This is a genomic window from Streptomyces sp. NBC_00005 (assembly GCF_045160215.1).
GTDB lineage: Bacteria > Actinomycetota > Actinomycetes > Streptomycetales > Streptomycetaceae > Streptomyces.
Map to the genome: position 1 here is coordinate 10,055,971 of NZ_CP108316.1, position 15,267 is coordinate 10,071,237.

Sequence of the window (15,267 nt, forward strand, 5' to 3'; positions counted from 1 at the left end):
GCATGACCTCCGCGGCCCTCGAAGACCTCGTCGTCACCCAGGCCGGCCCCGACGACTGGCCGCTCATCAGCGGATGGGCCGCGGACGAGGGATGGAATCCGGGAGCGGCCGACGGGCCGGCGTTCTTCGCGCAGGATCCCGAGGGCTTCTTCCTGGGCCGGATCGACGGCGAACCGGTGTCAGCGATCTCCGTCGTCAACTACGGCTCCGCATACGCCTTCCTGGGCTGCTACCTCGTACGGCCCGACCTGCGCGGCCGCGGCCACGGCCTCATGACCTGGAAGACCGCGCTGGCCCACGCGGGCACCCGTACCGTCGGCCTCGACGGAGTGGTCGCCCAGCAGGACAACTACCGACGCTCCGGCTTCGAACTCGCCCACCGCACCGTCCGGTTCACCGGAACCGCACCCGCGGTCGCGGCACCCGCGGACGTCCACGCCGTGCGGGAGACCGACCTCGCTGACATCACCGCCTACGACAGCGCCTGCTACCCGGCCGACCGCCCCCGCTTCCTGGCCCACTGGCTCACCGGCACCGGACACCGTGCCGTCGTCCGCCGCACCGACGGCCGCGTCACCGGCTACGGAGTGATCCGCCCCGGCCACGACTCGCTCCGCATCGGCCCGCTCTTCGCCGACACCTTCGAGGACGCGAAGGCCGTGTTCGCGGCCCTGACCGCCGACACGGCCGGCAGCGAGGTCGCCGTGGACGTGCCCGAGACGAACGCGGCGGGCATCGCCCTCGCCGAGGGGGCCGGCTTCACCCCTTCCTTCGAGACGGCCCGCATGTACACGGGCCCGGTCCGGCCCCACGCCCACGACCGAGTCTTCGGCGTCACGACCTTGGAGCTCGGCTAACGGGCAACCGCAGTCAGCAGCACCATGCCGGAATCCTCCTGGTCCGGCAGGGCCGGATCGGTGTCGATGCGGGTGACCGACAGGTCGCGGGTCATGCGGGCGAACACCTTGGTGACGATCTCCGGGTCCACCGGGCAGCCCGGCCAGTGGGATGTCGGCCCGATGCGGTAGGTGGGCATGTTCTCGATGAAGGCGGCCACCAGGTGGCCGCCGGGGACCACGCAGCGGACGAACGCGCGGCAGAAGTCGGTGAACTCCGTGTAGTCCTCGGTGGCGCCCTCGGCGACGAAATGCATGGAGGCCAGGTCGTATCCGGCGGGTTCCAGCTCCCTGACGTCGGCGTGGACGACGTCGACGTGGGCCAGCGCCCCGGCCGGCGTGGCGGGCAGGTCGGGGTTCAGGCGCCGGCACAGCGCGTGGAACGGCAGCCAGCTGGCGTCGGGGCCGCGGAGGATCTGGCGCTCCAGATAGGCGATGTTCCCCGCCCCCGCCTCGACGGCCTCGATATTGCGGCTCGCGGCCGCCGCGAGGATCAGGGGATACAGGTTGGGGCCGGCCCCGAACTCCACCGAGCGGTCGATGGAGCCCGGCGCGAACCGGCGGTAGAACGTGGAGTGGTGGGCGATCACCGCGGCGTCGGACCGGTGCAGGTCCCGGTACTTCTCCGCGAGGTAGTCGGCGACCGGCCAACTGTCCCAGTCGACATCGTCGTTGTGCGTCGTCATGGCCGCCTCGCTTCTTCGCCTTCAGCGGGAAACGCGCGGACAGCCGGGGCGGTGTGCCGTGCTGCCGGTTGAGGTCGAGGTCGTGGTCCGGGTCCGTGACCCGGCCCCGGAAGCCCTTCCGGTCGCGCGAGCGGTTGGGCGGCCGGCGTCACGTGGATGCCCTCCTCCGACAGGAACGCCGCGACCGCGTGGAGCTCGTCCGCGTTCGCCTGCGGGATCTCGATGATCGGCAGCCGCTGTGCGGTCGAGAGCGCGGACGGCGTGCCCGGCGAGGTGATCAAACGTCCGGAGGTCCTGCGGTACAGGAGACCGGGCCGCCCACCTGGTCTGGTTCTTCCACGATCGTAGGCATCCGGGCCGGACGGCTGCATCTCGGGAGGAGAGGACCGGAGCCGGGGGCGTCAGGCGCCTCGGCCGTGGAAGCGCCGGTGCAGGGCCCGCACCTCCTCCGTCAGCTCGGGCACCGGGCCGTCCACCACCACGTCCGGCGCGATCTCGTTGACCGACAGGGTTCGCACCGGCGGCGCGGGCACCCCCAACTCGCCCAGCCAGGAGGACAGTTGCTGCGACGACGCCACGTACACGATCCGTCCGAGGCCCACCCAGGCGTGCGCGGCGGCGCACATCGGGCAGTGCTCGCCGGACGTGTACACCGTCGCGGCCGCCCGCTCCTCGGGCGTCAGACGAGCCGCGGACCAGCGTGCCAGCTCGAACTCCGGATGCCGGGTGCGGTCGCCGGAGGCCACCCGGTTGTGGTCCTCGGCGAGCACGGTGCCGTCCTCGCCCACCAGGACCGACCCGAACGGCTCGTCGCCGGCCTCCAACGCCTCCGTGGCCAGCTCGACGCACCGACGCAGATACGGCAGTTCGACGTCCTTCACCACCATGTCGTACGGCCCTCCTCGCGACGCGATCTTCGTCGTGCAGCCTATGCGCGCCCACGGTCAGTCGGAAAGGCGTACCGGCGGGCGAGGGCCACCGTGGTGAGGGCGGCCGTGACCAGGGGGAGCGCGGTCCAGGGCAGCGCCCCGGGGCCCAGGTTCTCCAGGACCACACCACCGGTCAGCGAACCGGCGGCGATGCCCGCGTTGTACACGGTGGTCTGCAAGGACGTGGCCACGTCCGCGTGGGCGGGGCCCGAGGCGTCGACCAGCGCGGTCTGGATCAGCGTGGGCGCCCCGCCGAAGGCCACGCCCCACAGCGCGACCGAGCCGAGGAGCACCGCGGGCGCCCGGGCGAACAGGCCGAGGGCGAGCATGACGGCCGCGCACAGCGCGAGCGCGCCCAGCAGGGTGGCCCGCAGATGACGGTCGACGAGGACACCGGTGATCCAGATGCCGACCACCGTGGCCACCCCGAACACCAGCAGCACCACATCCGTACGACCGAAACCGGCGTGCGCCGCGAACGGGGCGACGTACGTGTACAGCGCCTGGTGCCCGAGGAGCAGGAACAGCGTGACGGACAGGACGGCGGGCAGACCCGGCAGCACGGCCACCCTCGCGAGCGGCACGCGCGCGTGCGATGCCTCGCCCGGAAACCCGGGCACCCACCACCGCACCCAGCCGACGAGCAGTACCGCGAGCCCGGCGAGCACCCCGAAGGCCGCCCGCCAGCCCACCGCGCCGGCCAGCGCGGCCCCCGCCGGCACACCCAGGGACAGGGCCAGCGTGATCCCGGCGAGCACGATCGCGATCGCCCGGCCGCGCCGCTCGGCCGGCACCATCCGGGCCGCGTACCCGACGAGCATCGCCCACAGCAGCCCGCCCATGCACCCGGCGACGAGCCGCGCCGCAAAGGTGAGGGCGTACGACGACGACAGCGCCACCACCGTGTTGCTCACCGTGAACCCCAGCAGCGCGCCGACCAGCACCGGCCGCCGCGGCAGCCCCCGCAGCAGCGCGGTGAGCGGGATCGCGGCCGCGAAGGAGGCCACCGCGTACCCGGTGACCAGGAATCCGACGCGCGCCTCGGAGACGCCCAGGTCCGGTGCCATCCTGGGGAGCAACCCGGCGGGGAGCAGCTCGGTCATGACGGCGGTGAAGGCGGCCGTGGACAGGGCGAGCAGCCCCGGCCACGGCAGCGGAACGGGCATGTCTGTGCCCTTGGCCATGGATGTGGTGGACATGCGACCATGCTCGGACCTTCACATCAGTGTGAAGGCAAGGGCGACTCTCGGAGGCGGTCATGAGGATCGGTGAACTGTCCCGCCGCACCGGCGTCCCCACCAGGCTGCTGCGCTACTACGAGGAGCAGGATCTGCTCGGCCCCGACCGCTCCGAGAACGGCTACCGCGACTACGGCGAGTCCGCGGTCCGGGACGTCCAGCAGATCCGCGGCCTGCTGGACTCCGGCCTGACCACGGAGATGATCCGGGTGATCCTGCCCTACCTGTCCGGCCCGGACGAGATCCTGCTGCCCGCCGACCGCCTGACCCCTCAGACCGCCGCGCTCCTGCAGGCCCACATCGACCGCATCCAGGCCCGCATCGACTGCCTGGCCCGCAACCGCGACCGATTGAGCGCGTACCTGGGGGCGGTGCGGCCGGAGGTCACCTCGTAAAGCTGTTGCCCCGGCCGCCCCTGGGTGCTGGAGTGAGCCCATGGATCATGCCGGGGTGCTAGCCCTCTTCGACCGTGACATGCGCGAAGGCGCCCAGCCGGACGGCCCCGACGCACTCGTCGAGCGGGTCGGCGGCGTGGTCCGCCACGTCGCCTCGGAGCGCGGGTGGAACGGCGTGGTCTGGTCCGACCTGGACGAGACGGGCGCGGACGCGGCGATCGCCGAGCAGATCGCGTACTTCTCCGGGCTGGGCCGCGAGTTCGAGTGGAAGCTGTACGGGCACGACCTGCCGGTGGATCTGGGCGGGCGGCTCAGGGCCGCCGGTTTCGAGCCCGAGCCCGAGGAGACGCTGATGATCGCCGAGGTCGCCAACCTCGACCTCGACGCCGGGCCGCCCGAGGGCATACGTCTGATGCCGGTCACCGACGCGGCGGGCGTCGACCTGGTGGCGGACGTGCACGAGAAGGCGTTCGGCACCGACGGATCCCGGCTGCGGCACCAACTGCTGGCCCAGCTGACGGGGGAATCGGACACGGTCGTCGCCACCGTCGCCCTCGCCGGCGACGTGCCGGTGAGCGCTGCCCGAATGGAGCTGGTGCCCGGCACCCGGTTCGCCGGCCTGTGGGGCGGCGGCACCGTCGAGGCCTGGCGCGGCCGCGGGGTCTACCGCGCCCTGGTCGCCCACCGGGCCCGCGCCGCCGTGGAGCGCGGCTACCGCTACCTCCAGGTCGACGCCTCCAGCCAGAGCCGCCCCATCCTCGAACGCCTCGGCTTCGAGCCGCTGACCACGACGACGCCGTACACCTACGTGCCGTAGAGAGACGTTGTACAGGGACGTGCCGTCGAGACCTGCCGGGTCGGTCCAGACCGAACGCGTCCGCCAGTGAGTCGATCCGGGCCGTGAACAGGGTGCCCCCGTCGTGGCCCATGCCTTCGAACCGGCCGGACATCTCCAGGCCGATCGCCCCATGCAGGTGTGCCCGGGCGAGCACGGGCCAGGCCAGTGCGACCCCGTCCGATCCGCCGGACGCATGCGTCCGCGACCACTGCACCGACGCCGCTCGCCGCGACCGTGGGCGCCACCCTGAACCGGTACGGAGAGTGGCTCGCGCAGCGGTGACGCCGGCCACGCCCGCCGGGATGTCACATCCGCGGCCATCCGATCCGTCGCATCGTCATGACGACGAATCCGAAGAACCAGAGCATCCTCCTCGCGGGGGCGAGCGGCATCCTCGGCGGTCACATCACCCGCGCTCTGACCGAGGCCGGCCACAAGGTCACCGGCCTCGGCCGGGGGCAGGGGAACGACGTCCGTGCCGACCTGATGGATCGCGACGCGCTGCTGCGCGCCGTCGACGGACGGCACTTCGACACCGTCATCCACGCCGCGACCGCCCTGCGCAAGGCGCCCATGCGCCACCGCGACATGCACGCCACCGACGCGCTGCGCATCGCCGGCACCGCCCACCTCGTGGAGGCCGCGCAGGCCACCGGCGCCGACCGTTTCGTGAGCGAGTCGATGGTCTTCGGCTACGGCTACGGAGACTTCGGCGACCGAGTGATCACCGAGAACGACCTCTTCGGCCCGCACGGCACCACGGCGGAGCTGGAACGGCACGTCGAGGGCATGCGCGTCAAGGAACAACTCACCTTCGAGGCAACCGGGTTGGCGGGCATCTCGCTGCGCTTCGGCCTGTTCTACGGCCCGGGCGGCACCGAGGCCGTCCTGGCCATGCTGCGCAAGCGGCAGCTGCCCGCCCCCGACGACCAAGGCCGGGTCCTGCCGTGGATCGAGCTCACCGACGCGGCGCGTGCGGTGGCCGCCGCGGTCGAACACGGCCGCCCCGGCCAGGCGTACAACATCGCGGACCGGACGCCGCTCGGGTTCCGGGGCCATGTCCTGTGCGTGGCCGAGGAGTTCGGCCTGCCCAGGCCGATGACCGTGCCACGGTGGATGACGAAGCCGATGTCGTACGCGCACACGATCATGGCGACGAACCTGCGGGTGTCGACGGAGAAGGCGGAGCGGGAACTCGGCTGGACGCCCCGCTACCCCTCCAGCAGCGACGGTCTCGCGGCGCTGGCGGCCCCGGCGCTGAAGGCCTGACCGCGGCCGGGCGAGGCGCTCGTGCGCCCCGCCCAGGCCCGAAACGGTTGCTGTGTCACCAGGGTTGTTGCGTTACCAGGATTGTTGAGTCATCACGGCCGCTGTGTCAGCGGCGCGCCTTCGACCGGTCCAGCGCGGTGACGCCGAGCGCGGCGAGACCGATCTGGATGAGCCACTCGATCCAGTCGACGCCGTTGGTGTCGGCCACGTCGAACGCGTTGGCGATCGCCGAGCCGATCAGCGCGGCCACGATGCCGACGAGGATCGTCAACAGGATGCCGATGCGCTGTCGCCCCGGGACGACGAGCCGGCCCAGCAGACCGATGACGATGCCGATCACGATGGCACTGATGATGCCTGAGATCTCCATCTCCGCCCCTCTTTGTCAAGGCCCCCGCACTAACCGGATGCCCCCTGGAGACGGGGACAGTCCGTTCCGCTTCAACCACGGGCAAATGCCGGGTCAATCTCGGGTTCGGTGGGCCCATTGATGCCTGTTCACGCCTCCTTCTGCCATGTACGGTTCAACCGATCGGCCGCACGGCACTCGTCCGGTCGAATGTCTACGCGCGCAGATGTCCTGTGTCTACGCGCGTAGTAACAGGTCCCGCACGCACCGCACCGCTCTTCCCCCACCCCACACGGAACACGGAGGTACGCCGGATGCGTGGACTCACCAGATCCCGCCACAGACTCACCACCGCCCTGGCCGCGTTCGGGCTGCTCGCCACGGGCGCGGCAGCTCAGGCCACCGCCACGGCCACACCCGCCCACGCGGCCACGACGCACCGCGTCCTCTTCGACGACGGTCACGCCGAGGAGGCCGGCAACGCCGACTGGATCATCTCCACCAGCAAGCCCGACCCGCTCTCCCAGGATTCCTCCCCGTCCGCCGAGACGGACTGGACCGGCGCGCTCTCGTCGTGGGGCGTCGCCCTCCAGAAGACCGGCGACTACAGCCTCAAGACCGCCACGAGTGCCCTCACTTACGGCGGCTCGTCCACGACCGACCTGTCGAACTTCGACACCCTCGTCCTGCCGGAGCCCAACACCCTCTTCACCACCGCCGAGAAGACGGCGATCATGACCTTCGTCAAGAACGGCGGCGGACTGTTCATGATCTCCGATCACACCGGAGCGGACCGCAACAACGACGGTGAGGACGCGGTCGAGATCCTCAACGACCTGATGACCAACAACAGCGTCGACTCGACCGACCCGTTCGGCTTCTCCATCGACACACTGGACGTCAACTCCGGCTACCCGGCCGCGATCAGTGACAGCAGCGACCCCGTGCTGCACGGCTCCTTCGGCACCGTCACCAAGAGCCTCATCGCCGACGGCACGACAGCCACCCTCAAGCCGTCCGACAACTCGGCCGTCAAGGGCCTGGTGTACCGCAGCGGTTACTCGGGCAACACCGGCGCCTTCTTCGCCACCAGCACCTTCGGCAGCGGCCGCGTGGCCTTCTGGGGCGACAGCTCGCCGATCGACGACGGCACCGGACAGTCCGGCAACACCCTCTACGACGGCTGGAACGACACCGGCGCCACCAACGCCGCCCTCGCCCTCAACGCCACCGCCTGGCTCGCCGGCGACGGCACCAGCGGCGGCGGCGACGGCGGCGGTTCCGGCACCTGCACCGCCGCCCAGCTCCTCGGCAACAACGGCTTCGAGTCGGGCAACACCACCTGGAGCGCCTCCAGCGGCGTCATCACCAACTCCAGCAGCCAGTCGGCCCGTACGGGCTCCTACTACGCCTGGCTGGACGGCTACGGCTCCGCCACCACCGACACGCTCTCCCAGTCGGTGACCATCCCGTCCGACTGCACCACCGCCGCCCTGAGCTTCTACCTGCACATCGACACGGCGGAGACCACCACCAGCACGGCCTACGACACGCTCAAGGTCCAGGTCCTCAACAGTTCGGGCACCGTGCTCGGGACGCTGGCGACCTACTCCAACCTGAACGCCGCCGGCGGCTACACCCAGCGCAGCTTCAGCCTGGCGAGCTATGCCGGCCAGACGGTCACCCTCAAGTTCACCGGTACCGAGGGATCCACCCTGCAGACGTCCTTCGTCGTCGACGACACGGCACTCAACGTCAGCTGACGCTCTGGGGCCCGGTTTCGGCCGGGCCCCAGGCGGTCATCCCGCCGGGACCGTCTGTTCCGGCGTGTTCCAGCCGGAGACCCGCACCCGCGGCACCGACCCGTGCAGATCCGCCGTCCGGTACGTGGCGGTCAACGTGGCCGTCTCGCCGGGCCAGAGACCGACCTCGTTGTCCGACCACTGGACGGGCAGCACGGGCTTCCCCTGCGCGTCGACGAGATGTACGTCCGTGAGCAGGGACGGCGTCTTCCCGCTTCCCGTGTTGCGCACCGTCACCGTCGTGGTGGCCGTCCCGCCCGACGAGTCCGTCGACGCCGTCGCCGACACCGGCACCTGCGCCATCGCACTCAGTCCCTTGAGATCGGCGTAGCTCGTCGTCGGCGTGTAGTACCAGTCGGTGTTGGCCCAGTCGAGCGTGTCCGGTTTGGTGGACAGCCAGTAGACGTTCCGGCTGACCTCCTTGCCGGAGGCGTCGGTCAGGGTCAGGCGTGCCAGATACGTCGTCGACAGCCCGGTCACCGACGCCGGCAGGGTGAGCGCGGTGCTGTGCGCGCCGTCGCCGCTCACCTTCACCCCGGTGACGGTCTTGTCGTACTTCTGCGTGCCGTCGGGGTTGAACAGCGTGGCCCGGGCCGTGAGTCCGGAGGCGGCCGAGTGCCGGTTGTTGACGACGGCCACGGAGCGGTCGTCGTACGAATACTGCACGTGCAGCGGCTCGTTCGCCTTCTTGGCCCCGAAGTAGGCGCCGCCCTGGTCGAGGTAACGGTCCATCAGCTGCCAGTGCAGCGAGGTCCAGCCGCTGTTGAACATCCAGTAGACGACGCCGGTCGAGGGCTTCGAGGAGTCGGTGGCGTTGCGCTCGTACGCCTCGAACTGGGCGCGCACGTTCTCGTACTGCGCGAGCTGCGCCTTCCTGACGTAGTCGGCCAGGCTCGTGGGGGCGCCGTAGCGGCCGTTGAGGGCGTCGTCGTAGAGCTTGAGGGTGCCGAAGGTCGACGACGGTGAGCGGTGGTACTGCTTGGCGTCGGGGTTCTTCCAGAGGGTGTCGAGTTCGGCCGGGGTCATCATGCGGCGCAGGGTGTCGAAGGTGGGGATGTCGGGGCCCGCGCTGGTCTCGGAGTTGAAGCCGGTGGCGCCGCCCTCGCGTTTGGCGTACCAGTAGTTGGGCGGGATCCAGTCGTACGGGCCCGTCATCTTCATGCCCGAACTGCCCAGCTGTGGCGAGGAGTTGTCGGATGCGGCGGCCACCACCGGGGTGGGCCAGTCGGCCGCCTTCAGGGCGTCGAGGTAGTTCTTCTCGATCGTCGCGTCGGGTGCGAAGTCGCTGCCGATGAGGAAGGAGATCACGCTCGGGTGGTCGCGCAGCCGGGCGGCCTCGGCGGCCATCGACGCCTTGGCGACCGGGTAGTCGGCGGCGGTCCACTTGTCGCCGGTCTCACTGCCGTTGACCTGGCCCTCCCACTTGTCGCAGCACTCCCAGCCGGGCAGCGTGAGGATGCCGTAGCGGTCGGCGAGGTCGAAGAACTCGTCCGGTTCGAGGTGGCCTTCGAGGCGGATGGTGTTCAGGCCCAGGTCGAGGGCGTACTTCAGCCGGTCCTCGACGTACGACCGGTCCCAGCGCAGGAACTCGTCCGGCGACCAACCGCCGCCCTTGATCAGCAACTTGCGGCCGTTGATGCGGTATTGGCGCGCCCCGTCGGAGTTCAACGGCGCCTGCACGTCCCGGATGCCGAAGGTCTGGTGTGCGGTGTCCGAGACGGATCCGGAGACGGAGGCGCTGAGCTTCAGGTCGTACAGGGGCTGTCCGCCCATGCCGGCCGGCCACCACACCTTCGGCGCGGCCAGGTGCAGGCCGGAGACGTCCGACGGGGTGAACGTGACGGTCTTCGTCTCGTGGGCGGCCAGCGTGACGTTCTTCTCGAACGTCGTCGTGCCGATGCTGCCGGAGACCGTGGTCGTCGCCGGGGTGCCGGAGTCGTTGCGGGCCTGGGCCTTCACCGTCAGGTCGGCCGAGGCCAGCGAGGGCACGTCCAGCTTGGTCACGACATGTGCGTCGCGCAGGGCGACCGGGCCGCCGCGGCGGACGAGGACGTCGCGGACGATGCCCATGTTCTCGTCGGGCGGCGGCTGGAGCCAGTCGATCCAGCCCATGGTGAGGTTCTTGTTCGGATCGTTCGGCTGGATCCGGAAGGCGACGGTGTTGGCGCCGGAGCGGACGAGGGAGGTGACGTCCAGCTCGTGGTCGGTGTAGGCGCCGGTGACGTCCGTCGTCGTGGCGACCTGCTTGCCGTTGACGTAGACGTCGGCCGCCGAGATCACACCGCTGAAGTCGAGGTAGGTGCGCTCGGAGGTGTCGGCGACCGTGAAGTCCGAGCGGTACCACCAGGGGACCTCGAAGTCGGCCCTGGGGATCTTCTGCTGGTTCGTCGAGTAGAACGGGTCGGCGTAGACGCCGTTCGCCAGCAGGGCCGCGAGGACGGTGGAGCGGGGCCCGGCCGAGTACCAGCCGGTCGCCGGATAGCCGGAGGAGGAGACGTCGGACGCCGGGGCGGAGACCTTGGCGGTCGACTGGATCGTGTAGCCGGACAAGGCGGTCGTGGCGCCCGGCGCGGAGGCGACCCTGGTGGGCCGGTGCGCCGGGGCGGCACGGTGGTCGTGGTGGGGATCGGGGTCGGCCCAGGCGCTGGTCGTCAGCGAACCCAGCAGACCCAGAACTACGGCGGCCGTGGCGAGACGGTGTCCGTTCACGGAGGCTCCAGCCCCTTCGTAAAGTTAGGAAACTTTACTAACGGCGGTCACGGTAGGGCGCCGAGTGAGCGGTGTCAATCACCGCGGCCCCTGCGCGAGTTGGTCAGGACGCGGCCGACCGGCGCTCGAACACCAGGTCCCGCGCGGTCCCGAGCGCCGTGGCCACCGCGCCCAGCAGCACCGCGTCCTCGCCGAGCCGGCTGGGCACCACCTTGGGCCGCAGCGGGGTGAGCGCCCGGAGGTTGTCGCGCACCGGGTGGAGCAGCAGGTCCACGCTGTGGCCCACCCCGCCGCCCAGGACCACGAGGTCCGGGTCGAGCACGGCCGCGGCGGCCGCCACGGTGTGCGCGATGCGCTCGCCCTCCAGCTGAACCGCCTTGACCGCGGCGTCATTTCCGTGCCGGGCCGCGTCGAACACGGCCTTGGCGGTGAGCTGCCCGCGCATGCCGAACCTGCGCGCCGCCTCGACGACGGCCACCCCCGACACGGCGTCCTCCAGCCGCTCGGGCTTCTGCTGCCCCGGCCACGGCAGGAACCCGATCTCCCCGGCCAGGCCGTGCGCCCCCGTGAACAGCCGTCCGTCACTGACCACGCCCATGCCGAGACCGGTGCCGATCAGGATGTACGCGAAGAGCCGACTGCCCGCGCCGACGCCGTACGTGTACTCGCCGAGCGCCGCGAGATTGGCGTCGTTGTGCACCTCCAGCGGGACGCCCAGTTCCTCGCGCATCCGGTCGAAGAGCCCGGCGCGCCCCCAGCCCGGCAGGTGCATCGCGTAGCGCACCCGGCGCTGCTTCTCGTCGTACACGCCGGGTGTGCCCACCACCGCGTGCACCACCTCGTCCGCTGCCAGGCCCGAGCCGCCGACCACCTGTCGGGCCGTGGTCACCACCAGGTCGGCGATCGCGCCCGAGCTGCGGGCCCGGTTGCGTACGTCGGACCGGGCGACGACGGTGCCGTCCAGGTCGGCGACGGCGACCCGCAGCCAGCTGCGCCCGACGTCGATGCCGAGGACGTGACCGGCCGCCGGATCCGGCGCGTACAGGACGGCGGTGCGGCCGCGCTCGGGTGCGAGGGTGCCTACCTCGTGGACCAGCCCGGCCGTCTCCAGTGCGGCCAGTGCGCTGGAGACGGTCGGCTTGGACAGGCCGGTCTCGCGGGCCAGTTGGGCGCGCGACGCGGCGCCCCCGGTGCGCAGCCGGTCGAGCAGCAGCCGTTCGTTGGTGCTGCGCAGTCGCCGGCGGTTCCAGGGCTGTTGCTGCTGGTCTGTGGCGTCACTGGCGGGCATCGCACCATTCTCACGTATCGGTCTCACGTATCGGATGGGACCTCTTGACGCATCAAGTAAGGCTCCTTAACTTTATCGCCCAACAGCCTCGCCGGGCGAGCCAACGGCTGGCCGGCGCCGCCCGGTGCTTCAGGAGTCCCCATGTCCGGTAGTCCGCCACCCAACGGTGGTTTCGTCCGTCGCGTCGGCCTGTTCCAGGCCACCGCCATCAACATGAGCCAGATGTGCGGCATCGGCCCGTTCGTCACGATCCCGCTCATGGTCGCCGCGTTCGGCGGCCCGCAGGCGGTGATCGGCTTCGTCGCCGGCGCGGTGCTCGCGCTCGCCGACGGACTGGTGTGGGCCGAGATGGGCGCGGCGATGCCCGGTTCCGGCGGCAGTTACGTCTATTTGCGCCAGGCCTTCCAGTACCGCACCGGCCGGCTCATGCCGTTCCTCTTCGTGTGGACGGCGATGCTGTTCATTCCGCTGATCATGTCGACCGGTGTGGTCGGTTTCGTCCAGTACCTCGGGTATCTGGCCCCCGACCTCGGCCAGACGTCCGGCGACCTGATCGGCCTCGGCATCATCGTCCTGGTCGTAGTCCTGCTGTGGCGGGGAATCGAGCACATCGCCCGGATCACCGCCGTGATGTGGGCGGTCATGATCACCTCGGTCGTGCTGGTCATCCTGGCCGCGGCCACCGACTTCAGCGCGCACCTCGCCTTCACCTACCCGGCGCACGCCTTCGACCTGGGCAGCGACCACTTCTGGCTCGGCTTCGCCGGCGGCCTGACCATCGGCATCTACGACTATCTCGGCTACAACACGACGGCCTACATGGGCGCCGAGATCAAGGACCCCGGACGTACGCTGCCGCGCTCGATCATCTTCTCGATCGTCGGCATCATGGCGATCTACCTGCTGTTGCAGATAGGCACGCTCGGCGTGATCGACTGGCACCGCATGACGGACGCGAAGGACATCGCGTCCACCTCGGTGGCCTCGGCCGTGCTGGAGAAGACCTGGGGCAAGGGCGCGGCCGACACGGTCACCGTCCTCATCCTGATCACGGCCTTCGCCTCGGTCTTCACCGGTCTGCTGGGCGGTTCGCGGGTGCCGTACGACGCGGCCCGCGAGCGGGTCTTCTTCCGCCCCTTCGCCAAGCTGCACCCCAAACACCGCTTCCCGATGCTGGGTCTGGCGACGATGGGCGTGATCACGGCGGTGGGCTTCCTGATCGGCCGGCACACGGACCTCGCGACACTGATCCAGCTGCTGACCACGGTGATGGTGATCGTCCAGGCGCTGGCCCAGATCGTCGCCCTGACGGTGCTGCGCAGGCGCCAGCCGACACTGCGTCGGCCGTACCGCATGTGGCTCTACCCGGTGCCGAGCATCGTCGCCTTCGTCGGCTGGTGCGTGATCTACGGCTACGCGGACAAGAACTCGCCGGGCCGCCATCCCATCGAATGGTCGCTGGCCTGGCTGGCCCTGGGCTGCGTGGCGTACGTGCTCTGGGCACGCTTCGAGAAGGTGTGGCCGTTCGGCCCGAAGGAGATCACCGAGGAGTACCTGCACCCGGCGGAGGCGGACCCGGAGCCGGCGGGCACGTGAACCGGCCGCCTCAACCGCCGTACGTGCGCTAGAGTCTCGTCATCCGTGAAGCCTTCCCGGCCGGACGCATGTCCGCCCGGGGAGGCTTTTCTCATGCCCGGAAATCGATCGATCTCTTGCGGGGGAGCCCCCATGTCCGACATGTTCGTCCGTCTCGCGACCGCCGAAGACCGCCCCACGGTGGAGCGACTGTGGCTGATGTTCCGTCATGACCTGTCGGGATTCATGGGTCAACTGCCCAACCCCGACGGGACGTTCCGTAGCGAGCGGGTCGACGCGGCCTTCACGGAGGCCGGTTGGGTGCCGTACCTGTTCGTCCGCGAGACACGGCCCCTCGGGTTCGCGTTCGTCCGCGGGCTCACCGGGCCGACACGCGTGCTGAACAGCTTCTTCGTGGTGCGCGGCGCGCGCCGCGAGGGTATCGGCATCCGGGCGGTGCGCGAGGTGGTGCACCGGCACCCCGGGTCTTGGGAGATCGCCTTCCAGTACGACAACGAGCCCGCGGTCCGTTTCTGGCGCCGTGTCGCCGCCGAACTCGCCCCGGACGCCTGGTCGGAGGAGGCGCGGCAGGTCCCCGACCGTCCCGATCTCCCGCCGGACGCGTGGATCTCGTTCCGGCAGGACCCTCGGACCGGTGCCGACCTACCAGCACAACCCAGCTAGGTGGTGCGGAGGCTCCACGTCTGCAGCGCGACCGTGCGTCCCCGCGACTCGCGCCGTATCCGCGGATCGTCCGTGATCGCGAACCCGGCGGTCCGGGCGACCGCCCGGCTCGCCGCGTTCTCGGCGTCGATGCACAACACCACGCGCCGGGGCCCGAGTTCCCGGACGACGTAGTCGGAGATCAGGCGCACCGCCCGTCCTGCCAGGCCTTGTCCGCGGTTAGCGGCCCCGACGCCGTACGCCAGTTCCACGTCCCGTGTGTCGGCCGCACTGCGGAACAGGAGCACTTCGCCCAGCGGTCGGATGCCGTCCGTGGTGATGGCCAACTGCAGTTTGTTTCCAGTCGACTTGCCCTCCTTGGCGGAGGCGAGGTAGGCGCGGGCGGCCTCCGTGTCGAAGGGGGATGCCACCGGCGTCCAGCGGGCGATCTCGGGGTCGTCGTAGAGCGCGACCAGTCGGGGGACGTCGTCGTCCGACCAGTCGCGCAGGTGGATGCCGTACCCCTCCAGTCGAAACACCGACGGAAAGACGAAACTCCCGTTGCTGTCCATGAGTTGATCCTGCCTCGGGTACGGCATCGGGCCAAGCGGACGGCCGCGCCGGTGGGCG

Annotated in this window: 14 protein-coding genes; 7 read left to right on the plus strand and 7 right to left on the minus strand. The window is 70.5% G+C overall.

Annotated elements, in window-relative coordinates; genetic code table 11:
• The first annotated feature begins 2 nt into the window (after positions 1 to 2).
• Positions 3 to 857 carry a GNAT family N-acetyltransferase gene (locus tag OG303_RS45935; protein ID WP_405875984.1) on the plus strand — a complete coding sequence of 285 codons (855 nt, stop codon included), beginning with the start codon at positions 3 to 5 and terminating at the stop codon, positions 855 to 857.
• Here OG303_RS45935 and OG303_RS45940 read toward each other — a convergent pair.
• From OG303_RS45940 to OG303_RS45950, 3 genes are all read right to left on the minus strand, one after another.
• Positions 854 to 1,582: a class I SAM-dependent methyltransferase gene (locus OG303_RS45940; RefSeq protein WP_405875985.1), complete on the minus strand. Its 729-nt coding sequence runs from the start codon at positions 1,580 to 1,582 to the stop codon at positions 854 to 856. The two genes, OG303_RS45935 and OG303_RS45940, sit on opposite strands and share 4 nt — an antisense overlap.
• A gap of 401 nt (positions 1,583 to 1,983) precedes the next feature.
• Positions 1,984 to 2,469 (minus strand): nucleoside deaminase, encoded by a 486-nt coding sequence (locus OG303_RS45945; RefSeq protein WP_405875986.1) that lies wholly within the window; start codon positions 2,467 to 2,469, stop codon positions 1,984 to 1,986.
• A 41-nt stretch (positions 2,470 to 2,510) separates the two neighbouring features.
• Positions 2,511 to 3,710 (minus strand): MFS transporter, encoded by a 1,200-nt coding sequence (locus tag OG303_RS45950; RefSeq protein WP_405875987.1) that lies wholly within the window; start codon positions 3,708 to 3,710, stop codon positions 2,511 to 2,513.
• 59 nt (positions 3,711 to 3,769) lie between these two features.
• Between OG303_RS45950 and OG303_RS45955 the strand changes: the two genes are divergently transcribed.
• From OG303_RS45955 to OG303_RS45965, 3 genes are all read left to right on the plus strand, one after another.
• A complete protein-coding gene (locus tag OG303_RS45955; protein ID WP_405875988.1) occupies positions 3,770 to 4,144 on the plus strand; it encodes a MerR family transcriptional regulator in 375 nt (124 codons plus the stop codon).
• Between the two features lie 40 nt (positions 4,145 to 4,184).
• On the plus strand, positions 4,185 to 4,961 hold the full coding sequence (locus OG303_RS45960) for a GNAT family N-acetyltransferase (protein ID WP_405875989.1): 777 nt from the start codon (positions 4,185 to 4,187) through the stop codon (positions 4,959 to 4,961).
• Between the two features lie 360 nt (positions 4,962 to 5,321).
• Entirely contained in the window at positions 5,322 to 6,251 is a 930-nt protein-coding gene (locus OG303_RS45965; RefSeq protein WP_405875990.1) for an NAD-dependent epimerase/dehydratase family protein, read from the plus strand.
• A 106-nt stretch (positions 6,252 to 6,357) separates the two neighbouring features.
• Here OG303_RS45965 and OG303_RS45970 read toward each other — a convergent pair whose 3' ends face one another.
• Positions 6,358 to 6,621, minus strand: a complete 264-nt coding sequence (locus OG303_RS45970) for a GlsB/YeaQ/YmgE family stress response membrane protein (RefSeq protein ID WP_405875991.1) — start codon at positions 6,619 to 6,621, stop codon at positions 6,358 to 6,360.
• Between the two features lie 293 nt (positions 6,622 to 6,914).
• On the opposite strand from OG303_RS45970, the gene OG303_RS45975 reads away from it, so the two are divergent.
• On the plus strand, positions 6,915 to 8,363 hold the full coding sequence (locus tag OG303_RS45975) for a hydrolase (protein WP_405875992.1): 1,449 nt from the start codon (positions 6,915 to 6,917) through the stop codon (positions 8,361 to 8,363).
• A gap of 36 nt (positions 8,364 to 8,399) precedes the next feature.
• Here OG303_RS45975 and OG303_RS45980 read toward each other — a convergent pair whose 3' ends face one another.
• Positions 8,400 to 11,111 (minus strand): glycosyl hydrolase 2 galactose-binding domain-containing protein, encoded by a 2,712-nt coding sequence (locus tag OG303_RS45980; RefSeq protein WP_405875993.1) that lies wholly within the window; start codon positions 11,109 to 11,111, stop codon positions 8,400 to 8,402.
• Between the two features lie 103 nt (positions 11,112 to 11,214).
• On the minus strand, positions 11,215 to 12,399 hold the full coding sequence (locus OG303_RS45985; RefSeq protein ID WP_405875994.1) for an ROK family protein: 1,185 nt from the start codon (positions 12,397 to 12,399) through the stop codon (positions 11,215 to 11,217).
• 141 nt (positions 12,400 to 12,540) lie between these two features.
• On the opposite strand from OG303_RS45985, the gene OG303_RS45990 reads away from it, so the two are divergent.
• Positions 12,541 to 13,995, plus strand: coding sequence for an APC family permease (locus OG303_RS45990; protein WP_405875995.1), 1,455 nt, complete (start codon positions 12,541 to 12,543; stop codon positions 13,993 to 13,995).
• Positions 13,996 to 14,127: 132 nt separating this feature from the next.
• Positions 14,128 to 14,658, plus strand: coding sequence for a GNAT family N-acetyltransferase (locus OG303_RS45995; protein WP_405875996.1), 531 nt, complete (start codon positions 14,128 to 14,130; stop codon positions 14,656 to 14,658).
• On the opposite strand, the gene OG303_RS46000 is transcribed toward OG303_RS45995, so the two are convergent.
• Entirely contained in the window at positions 14,655 to 15,209 is a 555-nt protein-coding gene (locus OG303_RS46000; protein WP_405875997.1) for a GNAT family N-acetyltransferase, read from the minus strand. The two genes, OG303_RS45995 and OG303_RS46000, sit on opposite strands and share 4 nt — an antisense overlap.
• Positions 15,210 to 15,267: the final 58 nt, after the last annotated feature.

Excerpts from the sequence above, each read along its gene's own strand:
- OG303_RS45935 (WP_405875984.1), top strand. The coding sequence starts at position 3 with ATGACCTCCGCGGCCCTCGAAGACCTCGTCGTCACCCAGGCCGGCCCC.
- OG303_RS45940 (WP_405875985.1), bottom strand. The coding sequence starts at position 1,582 with ATGACGACGCACAACGACGATGTCGACTGGGACAGTTGGCCGGTCGCC.
- OG303_RS45945 (WP_405875986.1), bottom strand. The coding sequence starts at position 2,469 with ATGGTGGTGAAGGACGTCGAACTGCCGTATCTGCGTCGGTGCGTCGAG.
- OG303_RS45950 (WP_405875987.1), bottom strand. The coding sequence starts at position 3,710 with ATGTCCACCACATCCATGGCCAAGGGCACAGACATGCCCGTTCCGCTG.
- OG303_RS45955 (WP_405875988.1), top strand. The coding sequence starts at position 3,770 with ATGAGGATCGGTGAACTGTCCCGCCGCACCGGCGTCCCCACCAGGCTG.
- OG303_RS45960 (WP_405875989.1), top strand. The coding sequence starts at position 4,185 with ATGGATCATGCCGGGGTGCTAGCCCTCTTCGACCGTGACATGCGCGAA.
- OG303_RS45965 (WP_405875990.1), top strand. The coding sequence starts at position 5,322 with ATGACGACGAATCCGAAGAACCAGAGCATCCTCCTCGCGGGGGCGAGC.
- OG303_RS45970 (WP_405875991.1), bottom strand. The coding sequence starts at position 6,621 with ATGGAGATCTCAGGCATCATCAGTGCCATCGTGATCGGCATCGTCATC.
- OG303_RS45975 (WP_405875992.1), top strand. The coding sequence starts at position 6,915 with ATGCGTGGACTCACCAGATCCCGCCACAGACTCACCACCGCCCTGGCC.
- OG303_RS45985 (WP_405875994.1), bottom strand. The coding sequence starts at position 12,399 with ATGCCCGCCAGTGACGCCACAGACCAGCAGCAACAGCCCTGGAACCGC.
- OG303_RS45990 (WP_405875995.1), top strand. The coding sequence starts at position 12,541 with ATGTCCGGTAGTCCGCCACCCAACGGTGGTTTCGTCCGTCGCGTCGGC.
- OG303_RS45995 (WP_405875996.1), top strand. The coding sequence starts at position 14,128 with ATGTCCGACATGTTCGTCCGTCTCGCGACCGCCGAAGACCGCCCCACG.
- OG303_RS46000 (WP_405875997.1), bottom strand. The coding sequence starts at position 15,209 with ATGGACAGCAACGGGAGTTTCGTCTTTCCGTCGGTGTTTCGACTGGAG.